The 1,510-nt window shown below is 53.9% G+C and carries 1 protein-coding gene and 1 pseudogene; both read left to right on the top strand.

Features of this window, described 5'->3' with window-relative positions; all coding sequences use genetic code 11:
- A pseudogene (locus tag B9Z41_RS16795) lies at positions 1 to 674 on the top strand (IS21 family transposase); the annotation flags it as partial.
- Positions 664 to 1,443, top strand: coding sequence for an IS21-like element helper ATPase IstB (gene istB, locus B9Z41_RS16790; RefSeq protein ID WP_100148227.1), 780 nt, complete (start codon positions 664 to 666; stop codon positions 1,441 to 1,443). The pseudogene B9Z41_RS16795 and the gene istB, both read left to right, overlap by 11 nt.
- Positions 1,444 to 1,510 lie beyond the last annotated feature (67 nt).

Here is a 1,510-nt window from a genome sequence, read left to right as displayed (position 1 = left end):
AGTTGCGTCATCCGCAGCGACGCGAGTTCACGCTTCGAGATCTGTGGGAGCAAGAGCGTGGCACGCTCATGGCCGCGCCTTCGGCGTTTGACGGATTTGTGGAGCACACCAAGCGCGTATCGCCCACGTGCTTGGTTCATTTCGATCGCAACCGCTACAGCGTGCCTGCTACGTTTGCCAATCGGCCCATTAGTTTGCGTGTGTATGCCGATCGCTTAGTGATGGCGACTGAGGGGCAAGAGATTGCGCAGCATGAGCGCCACTTCGATCGGCGTCACGATGGAGGCAAGACCATTTATGACTGGCGACATTACTTGGCAGTGCTGCAAAGAAAACCTGGGGCGCTTCGAAACGGTGCCCCGTTCCTAGAGTTGCCAGAAGGGTTCAAACGCTTGCAAGCGTTGCTGTGCAAGCGCATAGGTGGTGACCGCGAGATGGTGGAAATCTTGGCGTTGGTCATGCATCACGACGAGCAAGCCGTCTTGGCTGCTGTTGAGTTGGCGCTGGAGTCTGGGATGCCAAGCAAGTTGCACATCCTCAACTTGCTGGGTCGTTTGACAGAGGTTGCCCCTCCTGCACCGGCACACACACCACGCCATCTGGCGCTAAGCGTTGAGCCACAAGCCAACGTCATTCGATACGACAACTTAAGAGAGGTACGCCATGCAGCCTAATGCAATGATTCAAACACTGAAGAGCCTGAAGCTCCACGGTATGGCGCAGGCTGTGGGAGAGCTGGCATCGCAAGGCTCACCGGCGTATCAGGGGGCTGAAGGGATTTTGGATAGCTTGTTAAAAGCTGAAGTTGCTGAGCGAGAAGTGCGCTCGGTCAGCTACCAAGTGAAGGTGGCAAAGTTCCCGACGTATCGGGACCTGTCTGGGTTTGACTTCAGCCAGAGTGCTGTTAACGAGGCTCAAATCCGAACGCTTCATAAAGGCTTGTTTGTTGAGAATGCTGAGAACGTGGTGCTCATTGGTGGGCCGGGCACAGGAAAGACGCATTTAGCGACAGCGATTGGTGTTCAAGCCATCATGCACATGCACCGGCGTGTGAGGTTCTTCTCGACGGCGGAGTTGGTGAATGCGCTGGAGATGGAAAAGAGCGCCGGCAAGCATGGGCAAATAGCCAACCGTTTAGGGATGGTTGATTTGGTGATCTTGGATGAGCTGGGGTATTTGCCGTTCAGCCAAGCTGGTGGGGCGTTGCTATTTCATTTGCTGAGTCGTTTGTACGAGCGCACCAGCGTGATCATCACGACGAACTTGAGCTTCTCGGAGTGGTCAGCGGTATTTGGTGACCCGAAGATGACGACAGCATTATTGGACCGGTTAACGCATCACTGCCACATCGTTGAGACGGGGAACGAAAGTTACCGATTCAGGAACAGTTCGACTCAGGGAAATAAGGAGGGAAAACAGAGAAAATCAAAACAGGAGCTCTAAAAAGCACAAATCGGGTGGGTCAATATTCGATGCAAATCCCGGGTCAGATTTGGATGCAATTCAACAC

It is taken from the genome of Limnohabitans sp. JirII-31 (assembly GCF_002778315.1).
Lineage (GTDB): Bacteria > Pseudomonadota > Gammaproteobacteria > Burkholderiales > Burkholderiaceae_C > Limnohabitans.
Note: the sequence above shows the minus strand (reverse complement) of the source record. Positions and strands in the feature narration are given on the sequence as shown.

What these genes read in the sequence shown, in the direction of transcription:
- istB (WP_100148227.1), top strand. Translation starts at nt 664, where the DNA reads ATGCAGCCTAATGCAATGATTCAAACACTGAAGAGCCTGAAGCTCCAC.